This window comes from Pseudomonas bharatica CSV86 (assembly GCF_000319305.2).
GTDB lineage: Bacteria > Pseudomonadota > Gammaproteobacteria > Pseudomonadales > Pseudomonadaceae > Aquipseudomonas > Aquipseudomonas bharatica.
The window spans coordinates 883,822-899,159 of sequence record NZ_AMWJ02000002.1; the positions used below are offsets into that span (position 1 = coordinate 883,822).

Below are 15,338 nucleotides of genomic sequence, written 5' to 3' on the forward strand. Positions count from 1 at the left end.
CGCCGCTGGCAAACGGCGGCCGGGAATGGCAGGGTCAGGCAGGGAAACGGACCTTGGCGTAGGAGTCGCGATCGATGTCCAGGATCTCCACGCACAGTTGCGTATCGATACCGGCCGGGACCGCCAGCACATCCTTCAGCGCCTCCAGCAGGCTGGCGGACAACTGGCGCTTGATCTCCGGCGAGCGACCGCTGAGCAGCGCCAGCTTCACATGGACGAAAGCACGCTCGACCGGCGCGATGCCGACGCGAAAGGTTTCATGGGCCACGGCGCGACTCTTGATATCCACCTCGTCGCCGAACTGACCGCTGGCGACCAGGGCGCTGTTCAGGCGCAGCAGGGCCTTGTCGGTATCTAGGTCACGCAGGTTGGCGCTGTATTCCAGATGAAGCTGGGGCATGGGGAACTACCGGTCGCGGAAAAAGATCCGACAGACTAACCCCGACTGTCCAACACGGCAAAGGCATCTACGCTGAAGGTTCATGCCCCGACCTGACTGAGGAGTTGAAGCTATGCCGGTCAAACACAATCTGTACGCCGACCTTGGAGTGACCGCGGAAGAATTCGAGGCGCTGAAGAAAGGCAGTGCCCACTTGGCGGAGCTGGAAACCCGCTACCTGCAAAAGGACAAGGAGGTCGTCGAAGCCGAACAGAGCGCCGCCGCAGATGACATCGTCACCCGGCTGCGCAAGGAGCGCCTGGAGATCAAGGACAAGATCGCCAGCCTGGTGAAATCCGCCTGACCCCGCCCCGCGCTGACGCCCCGGTGTCAGCGTACCACCTGGCGCTGCCGACGCAGCGCCGCCCGCACCTGGTCCGCCCCGAACACGAAGCCCTGAGCCTGGCCCAGTTCCAGAATGCGACTGATCAGCACCTCGCGATCCTGCAGCGGGTCGAGTGCTACGGCCTGCTGTGGATGCTGCTCCAGCCAGCGGCTGAACCCGGCATAGGCCCTGTTGAAACGGCCCTCGCCGGCGGCCGGTGTGGTCGCCAGCCCCGCGTCGATCGCCGCGTCCACCCAAGGGCCAGGACGGCAGTCGATAACCAAGTGGATACGCGGCCGGTCGCCGTGATTGTCGACGCTGTGCGGGCGATACAGGTCGAGAAACCAGCACTCCCCGGCACGCATCGGCACACGCTGGTCCTCCAGCATGAAATCCACCTCCTCCGGCGCCAGCAACGGCACATGCAGGCGCATGTCGGCCTCCGGGCCACCCAGATCGTAGTCGCGGTGTTCGCGAATATGGCTGTGGGGGCCGAGGCGCAGCAAACGGGCGTTGCGGATCTCCACCTCGAGCCCGGCCAGGCCCCTGGCCCAGCGTGGATCGTCCAGCCACGGCTGGCGCTTGATCGCCGGGCCTTCGCCGTGCACCAGCGCCACCTGGGACTCGGTGGTTATCAGCCCGACGCCACTCCAGTCACCCTGGTAGTAATCGCGGTTGAAATGGGGTTGCCAAAGGGCGTCGTCGAGGTCGGCCAAGGCAGCCAGCATCGGCGCCGGGTCGATGACCAGGGGCAATCGGGAAAAGCCGGGGCGGCTGCGTTGCACGGGTTGCATGGGCGACTCCGATTCCATTGGCTGTCACATACTGTCTTGGAGCAAAACGCCATCACCCTGCCAGTTGCAGGATTCCCCCGCAAGGATCATGTTTACACCCCATCGGCCGATACACTGGCCAGGCACTCTTTTCGAAGCGAACCCCATGCAGTCCATCTACCTGAACCTCGGTTGCCCCGATCACCCACGCCAGGGCTTCTTCAATATCGACCTGGAGGCCGCCCATGCCGACTACCAGCTCGATCCGGGTGCTGCCCTGCCCTGGGAGCGCGGCACGGTGCCGGGGATCTACAGCGCGCATCTGCTGGAGCGCCTGAATCGCAACCAGGGTATCCGCCTGCTGCTCGAATGCCGCCGTGTCCTGCAGCCGGGTGGCGTACTGCGCCTGGTGACCAGCGACCTGCAGGCCCTCGTGGATGACTACGTGGCTAATCGGGTTCACCCCGAAACACCCGGTATCGGCCGGGGCGAGCGCTTGAACCGTGCTCTGCGCCAGCACGCCTGGACCTGGGACCGTGACGACCTGACCCGTGTCTGCAAGATGGTCGGCCTGGTCCCGGTAGACGGCATCGCTGCGGGCCACAGCAGCGACGCCAACCTGGGCGGCCTGGAAAGCGCAGCGGCGGGCCAGCTGGTCCTGGAGTTGCGCAAGCCGCAACGCCAGCTCGCCGCCGATGCCGAGCCGCTGGTCAGCATCGTCATGCCGACCTACCGGACCGAGCATTTGCACCAGGCCCTGGAAAGCGCGCTGAACCAGACCTACCGGAATATCGAAGTCCTGGTCTGCGACGACTGCCCGAGCGACGCCATCGAGACCATCGTCGCCGACTATGCCCGCTTCGACCCGCGCCTGCGCTATGTGCGCAACCCCGACGCGGGCAAGGACATCGGCCGCCTCAACCATGTGCTGTGCATGCAGCAGGCCCGCGGCGAGTACATCAAGTTCCTCAACGACGACGACCTCCTGGATATCGAATGCGTCGAGCGCCTGCTCGGGACCTTCCGCGATTACCCGGACATCACCCTGGCAACCTCCAAGCGCCAGCGCATCGACGGGTTCGGCGCACCGCTGGCCGATATTCCCGCGACCCAGGCACCGGTGGCTGCCGACTCGATGATCGAGGGGCTGTCCATGGGCACCGCGTTGATGCTGTCGCAGCTCAACTTCATCGGCGAGCCGAGCACGGTGATGTTCCGCCGCGACGACATGATCGACGTCACCCCGGACTTCATGTCGGTGGACCAGCAGCCGATCGCCTGGGCGTCCGACGTGGCGATCTTCCTCAACCTCGCACTGCGCGGCAATACCGTGTATCTGGTGCGGCCACTGAGCAGCTTCCGCATCCATGGCGAACAGACCCAGGTAGTGTTCGGCGCTGCGGCACAAGGCGAGTCACGCCGCTGCTGGGGCATCATGAAGGACTTCTGGACCCGGCATGAATTCGACAAACCCTTGTGAGCATCAGGTGCAAAGGGGCCCCGATGAAGAGGACGTTCGGAGCGATAGACAGCCCATGAAAAAGCGCGATCCGATCTTCGTCACCCAACCCGCCCTGCCCGCGCTGGACGACTTCATCCCCTACCTTCGGGAAATCTGGGACAGTCGCATCCTGACCAACGGCGGCAGCATGCACCAGCGCCTGGAACGCGCGCTGTGCGAATACCTGGGTGTCGCGCATGTGTCGCTGTTCTGCAACGGCACCCAGGCGCTGATCACGGCGATCCAGGCGGCAGGCCTGGAAGGCGAAGTGATCACCACGCCCTATTCGTTCGTCGCCACGGCCCATTCGTTGCTGTGGAACAACCTGCGGCCGGTGTTCGTCGACATCGACCCCGATACCCTGAACCTGGACCCGGCCCGCATCGAAGCAGCGATCACCGCCCGCACCACGGCGATCATGCCGGTGCATTGCTATGGGCATCCCTGCGATGTGCGGGCGATCCAGCAGATCGCCGAGCGTCACCGACTGAAAGTGATCTATGACGCAGCCCATGCCTTCGGCGTGCGCGACGAGGCCGGCAGCCTGCTGCAGCATGGCGATATGGCAGTGCTGAGCTTCCATGCCACCAAGGTGTTCAGCACCTTCGAGGGCGGTGCCATCGTCTGTCGCGACGAGGCGACCAAGCGCCACATCGACCAGTTGAAGAACTTCGGCCTGTCCCGCGATGGCAGCACCGTGGAGTTCACCGGCAACAACGGCAAGCTCAGCGAAGTGCACGCCGCCTTCGGCCTGCTGCAACTGCAAGGGCTCGACCAGGCCCTGGCCAAGCGTCGCCTGATCGACCAGCGCTATCGCCGGGGCCTGGCCGGAGTCCGCGGCATCCGGTGCATCGACGGCGTCGGCGAAGCCCTCGGGAATCACGCCTATTTCCCGATCCTGGTCGGCGCGGACTATCCGCTGCAACGCGATCAATTGTTCGAGCATCTCGCCGCCCACGGCATCAACGGCCGCCGCTATTTCCAGCCGCTGATCAGCAGCCTGCCGATGTACCGCCAGGATCCATCGTCCAGCGCCGACAACCTGCCGGTGGCGCACCGGATGGTGGAGCAGGTGATCTGCCTGCCGATCTACCCCGACCTCGACCATGACAGCGTGGACTTCATCATCGAGCTGGTCGCCGGGGCGGCTGCATGACCGCATTGGCGATCATGCAGCCGTACCTGTTCCCCTACATCGGCTACTGGCAACTGCTGCAGGCTACGGACCGCTTCGTGGTCTACGACGATGTGAACTACATCAATCGCGGCTGGATCAATCGCAACCGCATCCTGATCAATGGCGAACCGGCGCTGTTTACCCTGCCGCTGCTGCAGGCCTCGCAGAACCGCAGGATCGATGAGATCGACATCGCCCCCGCCGCCCAGTGGCAACGGCGCCTGCTGCGCAGCCTGGAGATGGCCTATCGCAAGGCCCCCTGCTTCGAAGAAGTGTTTGCCCTGGTGGAGGGAATACTGCGTCATGAGGACCGCAACCTGGCCGGGTTCCTGAGCCACCAGGTGCAGGTACTGGCCCGCTTCATGGGTTTGCAGGCGCAGATCGTGCCGAGCAGCAGGTGCTACGGGAACGGCCATCTGGCGGCGCAGGAACGCATCCTCGATATCTGCCGCCAGGAAAACGCGAGCCGCTACATCAACGCCCAGGGCGGGCGCTCGCTGTACGAGGCGCAGGCTTTCGCAGAACGCGGAATCGAGCTGCGCTTCATCGCCATGCGCGCCCTGCCCTACCGCCAGCGCAGCGAAGGGTTCACACCTGGCCTGTCGATCATCGATGCGTTGATGGAAGTGGGCCCCGAGGGGATCGGGGCCCATTTGCGGTCGTTCGACTGCACGTGAGGATCAGGCTTCGCACACCACGTAGATGCTGGCGGTAAGGTCGGGGTACTTCATTCCCAACTGGTAGCAACCCTCGAAGAACGCCTGGTCGATGATGCCGGCGCGATGCGCTGCATCGAACTGGAAATTGGCCAGCGGCTTGAACAGGATGCCTCCCCGCTGCCCGATGCGGAAACCGGCCTGCCGCACCTCGTGCTCGAGGGTATCGAGGCTGTAGGTGCAGCGGTGGCCATGCTTGCGCTCGCCTTCGGTGACCGCCGCGTTGAAGTCGATCAGGCCCATGCCTACGGCAATCTGCCGGGATGCCGCATTGGCGTTGGGCACCACGACGAACAGGCGGCCGCCGGGCTTGAGCCATTCACGGACGCGTTTCAGCACCGGCTGCGGTTCGCTCAGGTGCTCCAGCGTGTGGACCAGGAAGATATTGTCGAAGCGCTGCCCGGGATCGGCCTCTTCGAACCGGCCCAGGATGAACGTCGCCCGCGCATCGTTTACGTTCCTGCGAGCGATTTCGATCAGGTCGGACGCGCCTTCGAGCACCGTCACCTCGTCGAAGACCTGCAACAGCTTCCTGGTGAACTCGCCGTGGTAGCAGCCCATCTCCAGGGCATTGCCGGGACGGAACTGCCCGGCCAGCGCGCGGATCATGTAGTCGCGGTGGATATAGTCGAAATCGTAGGCGTAGCGCCGGTCTTCGGTGTCCTGGTACTCGGTGTTGAGATCGCGTGACATGCTCAGCCCTGGTTGGAGTGGTACATGCGCTTGGCCGGCGGCTGGTACCACTCGTCCAGCGTGGCGGGAACCCGCGCGTTATAGCCGATGACCTGGCGCAGGCGCTCGTCGAACTCCGGGCCGCGGTCGTAACCCAGGGCCCTTGGATAATCGAACTGTTGCTTCATGAACGGCCTGGAGAACATCGGCGTTACCGAGCGACGCAAGTGATCGGTGATATTGCTGCCGCCCGCGTGCCAGACGTTGGAGTTGAACATCAGGATGCTGCCTGCCGGCGCAATGGCCTGCTCGGCGTGGGCCCGGAAGTAGTCGTCGGTCGGTTTGCCCGGCGCTTTGTGCGAGCCGGACAGCATCCAGGTGGCGCCATTGTCGGCGGTGAAATCATCGAGCATCACCAGGGTGTTGAGCAGCAGCGCGGTTTCCCCCGAATAGGAGCGGATATCCCGGTGCACCCGCTGCGCGTAGGACTGGCTGTCCCGCGTGTTGATCGCCCCACCGAACGAATTGAGGATGAACTGGCCGCCGAAATAGCGTTCGATGAACGGATAGATCGGATAGGCGCGCAGGCAGTCGAGAAAGCTGTCGAACTGCCCGACCAGGTGGTGCACGGTGAAACTGGTGTCCTGGTCGATGCCATTCCTCACCTGGTACTCGCGGCAGATCGCATAGGCCTTGTGGATGTCCTCGCGCATCTGCTCGACGATGGCCTGCGGGATGGCCCGTTCGAAGATGACCCAGCCCTGCCCGGCCATGCGCGCGTCGAATTCCTCGATGCTGATCATGGCGGCTCCTACTTGATGGTGACGATGCACTTGGAGGGGTACAGCTCGCACTTCTCCAGGCTGTACTCGTGGGGCTGGAATACCTCCTTGAACGCCAGCGCCTCGCCCGGCGATTCCGCCCAGGTCAGCTCGTCCATCAGCAGCACGCTGCCGCTGACCAGATGCGGCCTGACCGCCTTGAGCGCCGCCAGGGTCGGCTCGTACAGGCCCATGTCGAAGTAGGCGAACGCGACGATGGCCGAAGCGTTGGCCGTGAAATACTCGGGCGCGGTCTGGCAAACGTCACCCGCCACCAGTTGATGGATGCCGCGCTTGTGGCCAAGGACATTGTTGCCCTCGTGCACCTCCAGCAGTTCGGCAAGATGATCCTTGTAGCTGGCCTGGGTCGAATAGGAGTTCTCGACCCATACGCCGCTTTCCTGGCGATCCTTTTCGCCCGGCGCGGAATAGCCTTCGAAGGTATCGAAACCGACGATCCGCCGTTGCTTGTTGAACGGCTCGTACATGGCGCGCAGGTTCTCCAGCAGGACCAGGTTATGGCCATACCAGGTGCCGAATTCGCAGATGATTCCGGGAATGTGCTTGAAGCGCTTGTACAGGTCGCTGAGGACGATGAACTTCACCAGCACCGAGCTGCGGGTATACAGGCCGATATTGAACAGCAGGTCGTCATCCGACAGCGGGCTGTTCAGGTACAGGTCGCGCAACCTGTCGCGGAACGCGTATTGCAGGTCCGAGGCGGTGGACTCCAGCTTGTAGACATCATCCTGGATCTTTTCGTTACTCATCATCACTCCACTGGGCCAGGCCGAAGCCGCTGGTCCCGAACCGGTTGCCGTTGTACAGCATGTATTTTTGCCCGCCGCTCTCGAAGATGAACGGGTAGCAGGTCATCTGCGAGTCCCAGCCCTCGACGGATGGCGGGATGCCCTCGTCATCGAAGCGGGTCCAGGTCCGGCCGTCGACGGACTCGGCGTAGCGGATGCGGTAGGACCCGGCGCCGTCGCGATAGTCCTCGGAGGCGCGGGAGCAGAACCACATCTTGAACAGGCCATCCTCGCGGATCACGCACGGACGCGAGAACGCCTCGGTGGGGAAGCGCGATTCCAGGCACTGCTCGGGGAAGCGGGTGTATTGGTAGCCGTCCTCGGATTCGGCGTACTTGATCACGTAGAGCGGCTCGTACTTGCCGTTCACCTCCAGCCAGCGGGTGCCGGAGACGTACCACATTTTCCACAGGCCCTCGTCGAACAGCACCGTCGGGGTGACTGCCAGGTATGGCTCGGTGGCGGTGCGGTCCATGATCGGACCTTCGAAAAGCTTGCGGAAACTCAGGCCATCATCGTCCGAGACGGCCACGCCCATGGCGTTGTGGTAAGGCACGGTAAGCCGCTGGTTCCAGCCACTGTAGTAGAGGTAGGTGCGACCGTCGCGCTTCAGCGCATAGCTGGGCATCACGCCCTCGTCGTCGAAGGTGCCGGGCACCCCGAAGCCCAGACACGGCTCGCGATGGCGGGCGACCACCCGCAGCGGGTCGTGCCGGTCCAGGTCCACCGCATAGCAGAGGCTCTTGCCCTGGGCATTGCGGGTAGAGACGAACACCCGCACTACATCGTCGAGTACCAGGCTGGTGGGTACCTGAGCGTGGGAGCCGACCCAGTCGCTGTCCGGGTCGAAGATTCTGCCGAGTTTTTTCCAGGCCATGTTCTACCTAAAAATCCAGGTCCTGGCTGCTCTTCACGGCACGCGCGGGTGCGCCGATGTAGAGCTGCCAGGGTTGAGTGTTTTTCGAAATCAGCGCACCCATCGCCACGCAGGTGCCTTCGGCGATGGTGCAGTCGTTGGTGATGGTCGAATTGACCCCGAGCCAGGCGTAAGGCTCCACCACGCAATGACCGGACAGGACCACGTGGGAGGTAAAGAACACGTGGTCGCGAATCTCGCCATGATGACCGATATGGTTGCCGCTCCACAGCACCACGTTATTGCCGATGGTGGTGAAGGGCTGCAGGGTGTTGTCTTCGAGAATGAAGCAGTTCTCGCCGATCGGGTTGTCGTTCACCGTGGCATTCGGGCTGACATAGGAGATGAAGTCGTAGCCCTTGTCCTTGCCTTGCAGGTAGACGGACTCGCGCAGGCGATTCATCCGGCGCCCGGTCATCGGTGCGAACAGCTTGTACCCGCTGCTGGGAAAGTACTCGTGGAGCGATTCGAAAGGCACCACCGGCAGCCCTTCGAACCGTTTCGACTCGGGGATAAAGCGCTCATGCACGGTGAAGGCGACGACCTCCACGGTCGGGTCCTTCTTCAGGTAGTAATGCGCCAGTTGCGCAGTATCCAGAATTCCGAAAATGACAACTTTCTGCATCGTGACGTCCCGCGGGTACAAAAGTGAGTCAGGTCAAACCGACGTGAAAGAAGCGCTGTGTATACTGCCGGCCACGATAGCACTGTCGCTGGCACAACGAAAAAGGACACCGGGAAGATGGGCAGGATTCTTGATCACGATCAAATCCGTTTTTACCAGGACAACGGTTATCTGATCGTCGAGGATATTTTCGATGCGCGACACCTCGACGAAACCCTCGAGCATTTCAACCTGTCCTTCGCCCAGCAACTCCAGCGCCTCGGGCTGCCCGTCGCCACAGGGCCGCTGGTGGACGCCCTGCACGACAACATGGCCAGCCTGCTCGGCGCCAGCATCCCGCTCTATCTCGCCACGCTGCGCATGTGCTCCAAGCTCCATGGCGTGTATCGCCTGATGACCGAGGAGCGCCTGCGCCAGGCCTGCGCCGACCTGGGCATCGCCACCCCGCTGTTCCAGACCACCCCGGTGCTGCACCTGATGTCCAGGCGCCTGGTGATCCCGGGCGGTTATCAGGGCTTCGATGTGCATCAGGACTGGACTTCCGTCCAGGGCAGCCTCGACACCATCACCACCTGGATTCCCTTCATGGCGATCGACGAACGGTTGTTCACCATGGAAGTGGTACCCGGGAGTCATCTGCTCGGCCTGCTCGGCGGCAACCAGGAACAGCATGTGCTGCGCGTGGATCCCCGGCACTACAGCGAGGACAGCTTCGTTCCTGTCTGTGTCGGCAAGGGCGGCGTTTGCTTGATGTCGAACTTCACCATTCATCGATCTTCGCGCGAGGGCGACGAGCGCATGCGCCTCTCGATCAGCGGTCGCTACGAGAACGCCAGCGAACCGACCTTCATCGCGCGGGAATATCCATTCACCCAGCACAAGTCGATGCAGCGCGGCTTCATCACCGAAAACTTCCCCAGCGTCGAACAGGTACGCCGGACCTACGCCCGGAGCACCGAGCAATGAGTGATTCCAATCCTTTTCCGGCCCTGATCGAGTACTTCGCCGCCAAGCGCGCGATGTTGCAGCAGGACAGCCAGGTGCTGACCAGCATCGCCCTGGGCTCGTCCCATGGCGACTTTGCCTTCGATCCGCGCTACAGCCCGGGTTCGTTCAACCTGTGCAGCCGCTCCCAGGATTTCCGTCATGCCCTGGCGCTCTACCAGCACGCCGTGAACCAGGCGCCGCGACTGGATACGGTGATCGTGTTCTATTCGCTGTTCTCGCCTGGCAACCTGCTGGAGCAATCGCCCAGCGAGAAGATTCTGGCACCGCTGATGAACGAGATTTTCCAGTTGGGGCTGAGCTACGAGGATCCGCTGCTGATACAGATCGCCAGCCAGTTGCAGGGCCGCCTGGCAGCACCGGGCGATACCCTCGGCGGCGTCGCCGGCTTCCTGCCGGACCAGCAGAAGGCCTTCATGCCGGCCAGCCAGGGCGCAGCGCAGCGGGTCGCCGACCACATGCGCCTGAATGCCCGCGAAGACGGCAACCAGTACCTGGCGCAACTGCTGCTGTTGGCCGCCGAGCTGCGGCACAGGGTCATCGTGGTCATCCCGCCGATGCACGAGGCGTACCGCGCCGCTGCCGGTCACGACAGCGCCTTCCTGTTCCGCGGAGTCTTCGAACTCCAGCAGTTGCTCGGCACCCTCGCCCCCGGCCTGGACATGCAGATTATCGATCTCTATGCCGATCCCGCCTTCCATACCGGCCACTTCGGCGATTTCGACCATCTGCTGCCGCAAGGCGAAGGAGCGATGCTGCTATCGCGCCGGATAGGCCAGGCCCTCGGAGCGTCGTGATCGAAGTTTCGAGCGCCTGCGCCAGGCCGGCGCGCAAAGCCATATGATTTCGGCCGGGTCAGCGTTTCCATGGGAGTTGACCGCTCAGCACGGCATGGGCCAGCAATCCGATCACCAATCCCCAGAACGCCCCACCAATCCCGAACAGCGTGATATTCGCCGCTGCGGCAAGAAAGGTGATCAACGCCGCTTCCCGTGACTTCGCGTCGGCCATGGCGCTCGACAGGCTGCTGCCAATGGTGCCCAGCAAGGCCAGCCCGGCCAGGGTCGTGATGAAAGGTGCCGGAAAGGCCATGAACAGCGCTGCCAACGTCACCCCGAACACGCCGACCAGGATGTAGCAGACGCCGGCAGCGACACCGGCGATCCAGCGCTTGCCCGGGTCCTCGTGAGCTTCCTTGCCGGTGCAGATGGCGGCGGTGATCGCCGCGATATTGAAGGCGTGGGAGCCGAACGGTGCCATCAGCAACGAGCCCAGGCCGGTTACGGTAACGATGGGGTTGGCGCTGGTGGCGAAACCGTCGTTGCGCAATACCAGCATGCCGGGCATGTACTGGCCGGTGAGGGTAATCAGGAACAACGGCAGCGCAACACTGAGCGCGGCATTCAGGCTGAAGGCCGGAGCGGTGAACACCGGAGCGGCGAATTGCAGTTGCAGGCCTGCCAGTTCGACTTGCCGCATCGCAAGCAGATAAGCCAGGCCGAGAAGCAGGATACCGACCACCGCGTATCGCGCGCTGAAGCGCTTGAACAGTACATAGGCGCAGATCAGCAACCCGGCCAATGCGGGATCCAGCGAGAGGCTGGCGAAGGCACCGATCCCGAACTGCAGGAGGATGCCTGCCAGCAGACCGGCAGCCAGCCCCGCAGGGATAAGACGGATCAGCTTTTCGAAGCAGCCCGTGACCCCGAGGAGGACGAAGGCCATCGCAGACAACAGATAGGCACCGATCGCCTCGGCATGGGTGACGGTGGGCAGCGCGGTAACCAGGAACGCCGCCGCCGGTGTGGACCAGGCGGTGATGATTGGCGCGCGGCTGAACCACGACAGCAGCAATCCGCTGATGCCCACCCCGATCGATACGGCCCAGACCCATGAAGCGGTCAGCTCGGAGCTGAGCCCGGCCATCCGGGCCGCCTGGAACACCAGGATAAAGGTACCGCCATAGTTGACGATGACCGACACCACGCCGGCGACCACTGGATGAATCAGGTCCGCGGGGCGCACGGCGGACGAAGGGGTTTCAGCGGAAATGCTCAAGGCAGCCTCCGGAACAGGGTTGAAGGAAGCCACGTTTATAGCCGTAGAATGGCGGGTGACTTCCCGCCAATTCATGGATATCGAGCAGACCAATGTTCAAGAACGCCCAACTGGAATCGGTAAAGGCCTGGCTCAACGACCCGGCCAATGGCGCGCTGCCCCTGCATGTTCGTATCCAGCGCGGGATTCGCCAGTTGATCCTCGATGGGGCATTGGGGGTGAACAAGCCCTTGCCGGCCACCCGTCCGTTGGCGCTGTCGCTGGGTGTGTCGCGGGATACGGTGGAATCCGCGTACAGCCAACTGCATGCGGAAGGCTTCATCGAGCGCCGGGTTGGCAGCGGCAGTTTCGTTTCCGAACGCACCAGGCAACTACCACCACGAAAACGACAGCGTTCCGGGGCGAGCGTTGCACAGGCCGAGTTGAGCCAGCGCGGCGCCGCCATCTTTCGCGAAGGTGGCGTGCAAAACTTCCAATATCCCCACCCTTTCGCACCCGGTCTCGCAGAGACACGCAATTTCCCGTTACCGATCTGGGATCGGCTCGAGCGCCAGGTCATCAAGGAACATGGCACCCGCGCCCTGCTGCACAGTGCTCCCCAGGGCATGGAGGTGCTGCGCAGCAGCATCGCCGACTACCTCAACCTTGAGCGCGGGGCACGGGCCAGCACAGATCGGGTGTTGATCCTGACCAGTTCCCAGCAGGCCCTGAGCCTGTGCTCGACCGTGCTGATGGATAGCGGCGAGCGCGTGCTGGTGGAAGACCCCATGTACCACGGCGCGAAAAAAGCCATCGGTGCGGCCGGCCTGGAATGCATACCGGTGCCGGTCGACGGCGACGGCATGCAGGTCCCGGCCATGGCCGCGTTGGCCGGCGATGCACGGGCGCTGTTCCTTACCCCGTCCCACCAGTTTCCCACCGGTACCACCCTGTCCCTCGACCGCCGCCTGGCCGCCATCGAGTGGGCCGCCAGCAACGGGCGTGGATCATCGAGGACGACTATGACAGCGAGTTCCACTATGAAGGCCGCCCCACCACCTGCGTCCAGGGGCTGGATGCCCACGACCGGACCCTCTACATCGGCACCTTCACCAAATCCATGTTTCCCGGCCTGCGGATCGGCTACATGGTTCTGCCGCCGCAACTGGTCGGCCCGATGACTGCGGCGCGGACGCTGCAGGACGGCCATAACCCCTCGATTTCGCAGCTGACCCTGGCGCGCTTTATCGAAGGCGGGCATCTCGGTGCCCATGTCAGGACCATGCGCGCCCTCTACAAGGCTCGCCGGGACATCCTCGCGGAGCTGGTGGAGCGGCATCTGGCCGATTTCCTCGCTCCACGGGTGCCTGATGGAGGCATGCAGATGCCCTGCCTCTTTACCCGCCCCATGGACGAGCGCGCGGTGGTCGCTGCTGCCAGAACGGTGGATGTGGACCTGCTGGGGATGGGCAGCCTGTATGCGCGGCCACGCAACGACACGGGATTCCTGATGGGCTTCGCCGCACATACGCCAGCGGAACTGACGGCTGCGGTGGGTCGGCTGAAGAAGGTGCTGGAAAAAATGGTCTGACTGCCTATCTGCAATTGGCAGGCTACCCCAGGCCATTTCAGGACTATAAAACGCAACCGGGCAACACGCCCGTTTCGATCAGTCCGGATAGGAGTCTTCCCATGGCCGCAGTACAACAGTCGATAGCAATTCGTCCCCTGGCACAGGGCGACCTCGAGCAGTGGAGCGATTACTGGCGCAACTACCAGACCTTCTACAAGGTAGACTTGGGCGCAGAGATCACCCGGCTCACCTGGGAGCGCTTCTTCGACCCCAGCGAACCGGTGCATTGCGCCGTCGCCGCGGATGGCGAAGGCATCCATGGCTTCGTCACCTACGTATTCCACCGTTCCACCTGGGGCAGAAACGATTTCTGCTACCTCGAAGACCTCTACGTAAGTCCGGAAGTACGCGGGCAGATGATCGGCAAGCGCTTGATCGAATACGTGCAGGGACAGGCGCGGGAGAAAGCGTGCGACCGGCTGTACTGGCATACCCAGGAAAGCAATCGCACGGCGCAGCGCCTGTATGACTGGATCGCCGAAAGGCCGGGAGTGATCGAGTATCGGATGGGGCTCGACGACTGAGTGATTCGTTACGCCTGAGGCGTGGAATTCCTGTGGAGTCCGTCCAGCACTACAGTGCGGGCGTGCTCCACAGGGGCCGGGAGGTTGAGGGCACTCACGTTCCATCAGGCCTGGTGCAACTCCTGCATCATCAACGACATTTTCTCCGCGTCGGCCAGGTAGTCCCGGCGGATCATCCTGTCGAGAAAACCCGTGTGGTCGAACACCAGGTCGCGCAGTTTGGCCAACGGATAAGGCAGCCGGTGAAAGACATGACCCAGTTTCCTGGCCAGTTCTACATGGTGGTTAACGTAGGCGACACGCTGCGCTTCGAACTGGCGCAAGCTCGCACTGATCTGTCCGGCATCGACAAGGTCCGCTCCCGCCAGCGCCTTGCCAAGGAAATAGCCATCCTCGATGGCCATGCCCATACCGTAGGCGGCGTAGGGTGAAACCGGATGCACCGCATCGCCCAGGCAGACCACCCGGCCTTCGCTCCAGCGCTGTAGCGAGGGGCGATTGTAGATATCCCACTTGAAGATGCGGTTTTCCACATCGGTGGACCTGAGCAAGCGAGGCAGCGGATCCGGGAAGTCGCGCAGGATCCTGCCCAGGTGGCCGGCAACGTCGGACGGCGCCGGGGCGTTTTCCCGGCAGGGCTCCACGACCCACCACTCGTAGCCCGGCTTGCCGTCGTGGAGCATGGGAAAGAAACTGGCCTGGTATTTGTGAGAATGGATGATCCTCCCGGTCTGTGGCGCAATACCTTCGACAGGATCGCACCAGGCCAGCCAGACGCGCAGGCCCACGTGGAACAGTTGCGGATCGCCGAATAGTTGCCGCGACACACCCGAACGGACGCCATCGGCACCGACCAGGATATCGGCATCGATAGCCTTGCCATCCTTGAAGTTCACCGTCACGCCATCGGCCCTTTGCGTGTACTGGTCGAACTCCGAGTCCGGCACCAGCATCCCGTCGGGCATGAGCTCCAACATCCGGGCAAAGGCATTGGATCGCAGCATCCCGTAATGCCAGCCGTTGATTCCGAAGGATTCTTCCACCGAGCGATTGAACGGCAGGCGCGACCGCAAGCGATTCCTGTTATTGCGAAATTCGGTGACGGTAAACGAGCCGAAGTTGTTCAGATCGACACCATAATGGCGCAACACCGCCAGCACAGGCACGCTCAGCAGCACGGCACCTCCCAGCGGCTTCGGCGCTGGCTGCCTTTCATAGACCCGTACATCGAAGCCCTGACGATGCAAGGCCAGGGCGGCAGAAATACCCCCCGGCCCAGCGCCGATCACGGCGACACGTTTCCCCGCACGCCATTGCAAGTTCGAGTCATTGCGCATATCCAGCTACTCCCGTTGTTATTGTCGG

At 63.0% G+C, this 15,338-nt stretch carries 16 protein-coding genes and 1 pseudogene; 8 read left to right on the forward strand and 9 right to left on the reverse strand.

Annotated elements, in window-relative coordinates; translation table 11 throughout:
* Positions 1–34: 34 nt before the first annotated feature.
* Entirely contained in the window at positions 35–400 is a 366-nt protein-coding gene (locus CSV86_RS17755) for a 5-carboxymethyl-2-hydroxymuconate Delta-isomerase (RefSeq protein WP_009399581.1), read from the reverse strand.
* A 112-nt stretch (positions 401–512) separates the two neighbouring features.
* On the opposite strand from CSV86_RS17755, the gene CSV86_RS17760 reads away from it, so the two are divergent.
* Positions 513–743 (forward strand): HP1242/YdcH family protein, encoded by a 231-nt coding sequence (locus CSV86_RS17760; protein ID WP_009399582.1) that lies wholly within the window; start codon positions 513–515, stop codon positions 741–743.
* Positions 744–769: 26 nt separating this feature from the next.
* Here the strand turns inward: CSV86_RS17760 and CSV86_RS17765 are convergent, their stop codons facing one another.
* Entirely contained in the window at positions 770–1,558 is a 789-nt protein-coding gene (locus CSV86_RS17765) for an aspartyl/asparaginyl beta-hydroxylase domain-containing protein (protein WP_009399583.1), read from the reverse strand.
* 145 nt (positions 1,559–1,703) lie between these two features.
* Between CSV86_RS17765 and CSV86_RS17770 the strand changes: the two genes are divergently transcribed.
* From CSV86_RS17770 to CSV86_RS17780, 3 genes are read left to right on the forward strand one after another with little or no spacing between them, the layout of a single operon-like run.
* Positions 1,704–3,017: a glycosyltransferase gene (locus CSV86_RS17770; RefSeq protein WP_009399584.1), complete on the forward strand. Its 1,314-nt coding sequence runs from the start codon at positions 1,704–1,706 to the stop codon at positions 3,015–3,017.
* 55 nt (positions 3,018–3,072) lie between these two features.
* On the forward strand, positions 3,073–4,194 hold the full coding sequence (locus CSV86_RS17775; RefSeq protein WP_009399585.1) for a DegT/DnrJ/EryC1/StrS family aminotransferase: 1,122 nt from the start codon (positions 3,073–3,075) through the stop codon (positions 4,192–4,194).
* Positions 4,191–4,892 carry a WbqC family protein gene (locus CSV86_RS17780; protein WP_009399586.1) on the forward strand — a complete coding sequence of 234 codons (702 nt, stop codon included), beginning with the start codon at positions 4,191–4,193 and terminating at the stop codon, positions 4,890–4,892. Before CSV86_RS17775 ends, CSV86_RS17780 begins: the two co-directional genes overlap by 4 nt.
* Before the next feature lie 3 nt (positions 4,893–4,895).
* Here the strand turns inward: CSV86_RS17780 and CSV86_RS17785 are convergent, their stop codons facing one another.
* From CSV86_RS17785 to CSV86_RS17805, 5 genes are read right to left on the reverse strand one after another with little or no spacing between them, the layout of a single operon-like run.
* Positions 4,896–5,624 (reverse strand): class I SAM-dependent methyltransferase, encoded by a 729-nt coding sequence (locus CSV86_RS17785; RefSeq protein ID WP_009399587.1) that lies wholly within the window; start codon positions 5,622–5,624, stop codon positions 4,896–4,898.
* 2 nt (positions 5,625–5,626) lie between these two features.
* Complete coding sequence (locus tag CSV86_RS17790) at positions 5,627–6,406, reverse strand: phytanoyl-CoA dioxygenase family protein (protein ID WP_009399588.1); 780 nt, start codon at positions 6,404–6,406, stop codon at positions 5,627–5,629.
* An 8-nt stretch (positions 6,407–6,414) separates the two neighbouring features.
* Entirely contained in the window at positions 6,415–7,194 is a 780-nt protein-coding gene (locus CSV86_RS17795) for a class I SAM-dependent methyltransferase (protein ID WP_009399589.1), read from the reverse strand.
* Positions 7,187–8,110: a glycoside hydrolase family protein gene (locus tag CSV86_RS17800; RefSeq protein ID WP_009399590.1), complete on the reverse strand. Its 924-nt coding sequence runs from the start codon at positions 8,108–8,110 to the stop codon at positions 7,187–7,189. Before CSV86_RS17800 ends, CSV86_RS17795 begins: the two co-directional genes overlap by 8 nt.
* Positions 8,111–8,117: 7 nt before the next feature.
* Complete coding sequence (locus CSV86_RS17805) at positions 8,118–8,774, reverse strand: acetyltransferase (RefSeq protein ID WP_009399591.1); 657 nt, start codon at positions 8,772–8,774, stop codon at positions 8,118–8,120.
* 117 nt (positions 8,775–8,891) lie between these two features.
* On the opposite strand from CSV86_RS17805, the gene CSV86_RS17810 reads away from it, so the two are divergent.
* Positions 8,892–9,740 (forward strand): phytanoyl-CoA dioxygenase family protein, encoded by an 849-nt coding sequence (locus CSV86_RS17810; RefSeq protein ID WP_009399592.1) that lies wholly within the window; start codon positions 8,892–8,894, stop codon positions 9,738–9,740.
* Positions 9,737–10,576 carry a hypothetical protein gene (locus tag CSV86_RS17815; protein WP_009399593.1) on the forward strand — a complete coding sequence of 280 codons (840 nt, stop codon included), beginning with the start codon at positions 9,737–9,739 and terminating at the stop codon, positions 10,574–10,576. The genes CSV86_RS17810 and CSV86_RS17815 overlap by 4 nt, the downstream gene beginning before the upstream one ends.
* Positions 10,577–10,634: 58 nt before the next feature.
* Here the strand turns inward: CSV86_RS17815 and CSV86_RS17820 are convergent, their stop codons facing one another.
* Positions 10,635–11,837 carry a benzoate/H(+) symporter BenE family transporter gene (locus CSV86_RS17820; RefSeq protein WP_009399594.1) on the reverse strand — a complete coding sequence of 401 codons (1,203 nt, stop codon included), beginning with the start codon at positions 11,835–11,837 and terminating at the stop codon, positions 10,635–10,637.
* A gap of 92 nt (positions 11,838–11,929) precedes the next feature.
* Between CSV86_RS17820 and pdxR the strand changes: the two are divergent.
* Positions 11,930–13,407, forward strand: a pseudogene (pdxR, locus tag CSV86_RS17825) (MocR-like pyridoxine biosynthesis transcription factor PdxR).
* Between the two features lie 101 nt (positions 13,408–13,508).
* The gene (locus CSV86_RS17830) at positions 13,509–13,973 is read left to right on the forward strand and encodes a GNAT family N-acetyltransferase (protein ID WP_009399596.1); all 465 of its coding nucleotides are present in this window, start codon (positions 13,509–13,511) and stop codon (positions 13,971–13,973) included.
* Positions 13,974–14,077: 104 nt separating this feature from the next.
* Here the strand turns inward: CSV86_RS17830 and CSV86_RS17835 are convergent, their stop codons facing one another.
* The gene (locus CSV86_RS17835) at positions 14,078–15,310 is read right to left on the reverse strand and encodes an FAD-dependent oxidoreductase (protein WP_009399597.1); all 1,233 of its coding nucleotides are present in this window, start codon (positions 15,308–15,310) and stop codon (positions 14,078–14,080) included.
* Between the last annotated feature and the right edge of the window lie 28 nt (positions 15,311–15,338).